The 5,618-nt window shown below is 26.5% G+C and carries 6 protein-coding genes, 2 tRNA genes and 1 pseudogene; 7 read left to right on the forward strand and 2 right to left on the reverse strand.

Going from position 1 to position 5,618, the window contains the following annotated elements; translation table 11 throughout:
* Positions 1 to 298: pseudogene (locus tag ABY298_RS14505) on the forward strand (hypothetical protein); the annotation flags it as partial.
* A gap of 86 nt (positions 299 to 384) precedes the next feature.
* Positions 385 to 1,041, forward strand: coding sequence for a T9SS type A sorting domain-containing protein (locus tag ABY298_RS14510; protein ID WP_372746773.1), 657 nt, complete (start codon positions 385 to 387; stop codon positions 1,039 to 1,041).
* A 53-nt stretch (positions 1,042 to 1,094) separates the two neighbouring features.
* Here ABY298_RS14510 and ABY298_RS14515 read toward each other — a convergent pair.
* Together ABY298_RS14515 and ABY298_RS14520 are read right to left on the reverse strand one after the other, a co-directional pair.
* A tRNA-Val gene (locus ABY298_RS14515) sits at positions 1,095 to 1,169 on the reverse strand.
* Between the two features lie 233 nt (positions 1,170 to 1,402).
* Entirely contained in the window at positions 1,403 to 2,338 is a 936-nt protein-coding gene (locus tag ABY298_RS14520) for a calcium/sodium antiporter (protein ID WP_372746774.1), read from the reverse strand.
* Positions 2,339 to 2,474: 136 nt separating this feature from the next.
* On the opposite strand from ABY298_RS14520, the gene ABY298_RS14525 reads away from it, so the two are divergent.
* The 5 genes from ABY298_RS14525 (at position 2,475) to ABY298_RS14545 (ending at position 5,228) form a co-directional block, all read left to right on the forward strand.
* A complete protein-coding gene (locus ABY298_RS14525; protein WP_372746775.1) occupies positions 2,475 to 2,840 on the forward strand; it encodes a BlaI/MecI/CopY family transcriptional regulator in 366 nt (121 codons plus the stop codon).
* Positions 2,840 to 4,381, forward strand: a complete 1,542-nt coding sequence (locus tag ABY298_RS14530) for a M56 family metallopeptidase (RefSeq protein ID WP_372746776.1) — start codon at positions 2,840 to 2,842, stop codon at positions 4,379 to 4,381. The genes ABY298_RS14525 and ABY298_RS14530 overlap by 1 nt, the downstream gene beginning before the upstream one ends.
* Positions 4,382 to 4,523: 142 nt before the next feature.
* Complete coding sequence (locus tag ABY298_RS14535) at positions 4,524 to 4,673, forward strand: SsrA-binding protein (protein ID WP_372746777.1); 150 nt, start codon at positions 4,524 to 4,526, stop codon at positions 4,671 to 4,673.
* Positions 4,674 to 4,708: 35 nt separating this feature from the next.
* Positions 4,709 to 4,782: transfer RNA gene (locus tag ABY298_RS14540), tRNA-Arg, on the forward strand.
* Between the two features lie 209 nt (positions 4,783 to 4,991).
* Positions 4,992 to 5,228, forward strand: coding sequence for a hypothetical protein (locus ABY298_RS14545; RefSeq protein WP_372746778.1), 237 nt, complete (start codon positions 4,992 to 4,994; stop codon positions 5,226 to 5,228).
* Positions 5,229 to 5,618 lie beyond the last annotated feature (390 nt).

Here is a 5,618-nt window from a genome sequence, read left to right on the forward strand (position 1 = left end):
AACTAACCATTTACCATTTTCACCAGTATTATTAAGACCAACATTAAATGCTACGGTTACAACAACTACAGCAACATTAGAATGGACAGCAAGTGACGTAGATACTAGTGATACTTTAACATATGATGTTTATTTTGATACAGTAAATCCACCAGTTAACAAACAAGGCAATAATATAGCTGCTCAAACATTAAATGTTACTTTGGCAGCATCTACTAATTACTATTGGAAAGTGGTTGTTAAAGACAATCAAGGTGGACAAACAATTGGCCAAGTTTGGAATTTTGTAACGGATTAAAACCATAAATAAATCACATTCACTTAAAATATTTTTTTATCAAAAAAAAGAAAACAGCAATTATTATTAACTTAAATTAAACTATTATGAAAAAAACTTTACTATTATTAACTCTTCTTATTGCATTTAATTCCTATTCTCAACTTACCTTAACTCCAAATGGAAATGGTATAGTTAATGTCTCATATGGTTCTTCAGGTGATTGGACATTATATAATCCTTACTCCGATCCTGTTATACTATATTTATGGGTTCCGGAAACAATGAATTCTCAAAATATAAGTTATGCTGATAATTGGAATGGGACGTTAATATCTTTGACATGGAATGGAACTGAACATGCTGGCTCTATCGATTTTAACACTCATAGCTTTGACGGAATTATTATACCATTAGGAACATCAATCTCTAATTTTCAGTTAATTTTAAGAAATCCAGCTGGAACTTCTCAAAGTGGAAATTTACTAGCATCAGATTATGGATATTCAACAACTACTTTAAGTACTGAAGATTTTTCAACAAACTCAATTTCAATAAACTGCATTGAAAACTTTATTAATATTAATGGATTAGAATACAATCAAAAATTTAATATTGATGTTTTTGACTTAAGTGGAAAATTAGTAAAGCAAATGGATGAAAAATCTGCTTTAGACATTCAAGAATTAACGCAAGCTGTTTACATTTTAAAACTGAAAACAGATAACGATCAAACACTTACAAAAAAAATTGTAAAAATCTAATACTTGAATTTTATAAATAAAAAAAGGCTTCCAAATATGGAAGCCTTTTTTTGTGGGCAATGAGGGATTCGAACCCCCGACCCCCTCGGTGTAAACGAGGTGCTCTGAACCAACTGAGCTAATTGCCCTAAGCGGATGCAAATATACAATCTCTTTTGAATAATGCAAATTATTTATGCAATAATAACTTAAATAATTTTAGTATTAATTTTATAGGATATTTATGTTATAATTATACTAAAGTGTAACACTCCATTCTTATACTTTAGAGAAAAAAAGAATCATATTACTATTAAAAAACTAGCATTATCTTATTTATTTTAATCCTATAACTATGCATTTAGCACAGAACAAATGGCATTTATAGTAGTGTTGTAAACATAAAAGCTATATAAATACCTAACAAAATAATACCTTCTTTCCAAGAAAATTTCATTTTAGTAGGTAAAAAGTTTAATGGTAATATAATTAAAGATATGGCCAACATCCAAATAATATCATTAGTAATTAAAGCCGGATCAATAACTTTTAAAGGTGTAATTATAGAAGTTAAACCTAATACCACTAAAATATTAAACACATTTGAGCCAATTATATTACCTATAGAAATTGCCTTTTCTTTTTTAACAATAGCAATTAATGATGCTGCCAATTCTGGCACGCTAGTTCCAATGGAAACAACGGTAACTCCAATAATTCTTTCACTAACATTAAAATTTGAAGCTAGTCCAACAGCCCCTTTTATTAAAAACTCAGATCCACCCCATAAGGCAACTCCACCTAAAGATAAAAACAATAAATTTTTATATAATGGTAGCTCTATGTCATCTTCCGGAAATTCATCAACAATTGCAGGTTTTTGAAATTTTAGTAAATAAATTAAAAACACAATAATGGAAGAAAACAGAATAATTCCTTCGTAACGTTGTAATTCTCCATCAAACACTATAAAAAAATATAACATTAAAGAAGAAATCATCATTACAGGCCAATCTATTTTATAAAAACCATCTTGAACATTAATATCAGAAATTAAAATAATTATAGCTAAAACAAATCCTAAATTTGCAATATTAGAGCCCATTATGTTTCCAAGAGCAAAATCTGCATGATTATTTAAAGCAGCATTTAGGCTAACAATTAATTCGGGTGCAGAAGTTGCAAATGAAACAATAGTCATACCTACAAGAATTTTAGGAATATTTAATCGCAATGAAAACCCAACGGCACTTTTCAACAACCAGTTCCCTCCTAATACTAATAAACCAAATCCAATTAATAGTAATACAAAATTCATAAAGATGATTTTAACAAATATAAGAGATTCTAAATAAGCAAATTAAACGCTACTAAAACAAATTAAAGTTATTTAACTACTTTTATAGTTATGTAACTAATTAATTAGTTTATATTTGATAAAACATTTTCTAAATATGGATAAACTTACCAATAAAGAAGAAGAAATAATGCACGTTTTATGGAAACTTAAAAACGCTTTTGTAAAAGAAGTTGTTGCTGAACTTCCAAAACCAAAACCACATTACAACACTGTATCAACCGTTATAAGAAAAATGGAAGATAAAGGGTTTGTTAGCCATGAATCCTTTGGAAATACGCATAGATATTTTCCAACAATTACTTTAGAAGAGTATCGGAAAAAATATTTTTCAAGTGCCATTCATAGTTACTTTGAAAATTCTTACAAAAATGTAGTGTCTTTTTTTGCTAAAGAAGAAAAAATTAGTGCTGATGAGCTTAGAGAAATCATAAAAATAATTGAAAGCAAACAAAACAATTAATGATAGAATATTTATTAAAATCAAGTGGATTGGTAATAATACTGGTGGTATTTTATCTGGTGTTTTTAAAAAACGAAACTTTCTTCTCTTCTATTAGAATATATTTTTTAACGGGTTTACTATTTTCAATTTTAATACCGCTTATTGAGATTCCAGTTTATATTGAGCGAGCAACTAAAAATTTAAGTACTTTAAATTTTAATGTATTTGATAACGAAACTATACAAGTAAATAATTCTTTTGATTGGTTTCAGCTTATTATTCCTATCTATTTTATAGGCGTGCTAATTTTTAGTTTAAAATTTATGTTTCAATTAATTTCGCTTAAAATTTTTATATTAAATCATCAAAAAATTAAGCAGAACAATTTTATTTATATAGAAACTAAAAAAAACATCTCTCCTTTTTCCTTTTTTAACAGCATTATTTATAATAAAGAAAATTTTTCTTCTGAGGAATTAGCCCAAATTATAAACCACGAAAAAGTTCATGTAAAACAATGGCATTCATTTGATACTTTATTGGTTCATTTATTGGTAATTCTTCTATGGTTTAATCCTTTTACCTGGCATTTAAAAAAACTAATTGAACAAAATTTAGAATTTATAGCAGATAAATATGCTTTAGAAAAATCAATGAACAAACAACTTTACAAGTTAACATTATTAAAAGTAGTTTCAACAAATTTCAACATTTCAATAACCAATAATTTTTACAATTCATTACTCAAAAAAAGAATACTTATGTTACAAAAAAATCCTTCAAACAATAAAAAACAATGGAAATATATAGTACTAATTCCAATATTAATAACTTTTATTTCAACATTTAACACTAAAATTACGGCTCAAGAAAAAAGCTCTTGGGAAATAAATATCGCAGTTATTGATTTAATTATAGATAAAAATTCAACAAATGAAAATTTAGCAGCAGAAACAAAAACCTTTAAAGAAGAATTTAATACGGAATTAGCGTTTAAAGATATTATAAGAAATTCTGAAAACGAAATTACAGCTATAAAAATTACAGCAAAAAACAAAACCAACTCTACCGTATTTGCCAGACAAAGCAATAAACCAATACAGCCAATTATTATAAGTTACAATAAACAAAATGATGAAATTAGTATTGCTACTATTAATGAAGATGAACTTAAGTTTACAACCAACATAGCTGACACCTTAAAAATTGATTCTAACAAAAAGAAGTTAACTAAAGCCGTATTTATAACTGAAGATGGAGAAAAAAATGAATTTATTTTAGATGAAGATAATGCTAGTGAAAATTTTTACATCTTAAAAAGTGATGGTACAAAAGGACAAAAAATAATTAAAACACAAAGTTCTATAACAACTATTTCGGACAAAGAAAAACCATTGTATATTTTAGATGAAAAAGAAATTACCTCAGAAGAAATGGAAGCAATAAAACCAGAAAACATAGTATCTATAAATGTATTAAAAGGTGAAGCTGCGTTAAAATTGTATGGTGAAAAAGGTAAAAATGGTGTTATAGAAATAACAACAAAAAAAGTTAAATAAAACCAATTACTTTTATGTACTATCTACCCTACTCTTTTTTTTTTACTAATTATCCATAATCATCTTCAGTAAAAAAACAATAAAAATTGCAATAAAAAGTGTTGCTTATTGTAGAGTTTCTTTTATTATGTAATTTTGTAAAATGAAAAAACAATTATTTAAAATTTTAGCAAAAATAAATAAATTAGTACTACCTAGTTTTTCAAAAAAAAGCTTAGATATGGCCAAAGCAAAAAAATGGGAAATGGCAATAATTGGTTGGAGATATTTTGTTACAAAAAATAGTTTGTAAATTATAAAAAAGTACTATATTTGCACCCTCAAAACGGCCTCGTGGCGCAACTGAATAGCGCATCTGATTACGGCTCAGAAGGTTACAGGTTTGAATCCTGTCGAGGTCACAACGTTAGATTTATTTCGTTAAGCAACTTACTAATTTACAGTAAGTTGCTTTTTTTATTTTTATTTTTTAAAATTTATGAGTTAGAAACGCAGTGAAGTATATAAATTTTAAATTCCTTACAATGTCAAATTTTGAAATCAAAACTCATTAACCAGGAAAAATACCTTTAAGGCCAAACGTTAAAAAATAGTTTAGTAGTTGATTTTAGTGAAGAAGCCAGCAGTTTCTTGGAGCAAAAGAATAGATTCAATGAATCAGCCTTACCCAAACTGTTTTGTAATTACTACCTCTGCAGAACAAAAACACAACAAACAAATGGCAAATTATGCCGATGCATTATTAGCCTTTTGGAATGGCAAAAATAAGGGTACCAAAAATATGATTAAGGTAGCTACAAAAGAAAATTTAACAGTCAAGATTATTAATTTTGAAACGTCATCCTGAACTTGATTGGAAATCTCAATCCTAGTTTATAAAATGATAATAACAATAAAATATCACGCACTATATTTAATTTCATATTAAATTAACAACAAACATATTTTTAAAACTCTTTTTTATTAAATTAGTACATTGAAAAAATTGCAATTTCAACAAATGATTAAATAGTCTATATCTACTTTTAACTTTTATTTCTTAAGGAATAAAAGAGAAAAAATAATGTATATAACAAGTTAGGGCACATAAAAACTAAGAAATAATTGAAAAGAATAATTGCTATACTATTTTTAATAATTCTTGCTAATTGTCAGAAAAAGGAAACTGAATTAGAATTTGAGAAGCAAGTAATGAATGAGATTTTTATTGATTTAGTTGATTCGATTTATGTTGATA

The organism is Lutibacter sp., assembly GCF_041596795.1.
GTDB lineage: Bacteria > Bacteroidota > Bacteroidia > Flavobacteriales > Flavobacteriaceae > Lutibacter.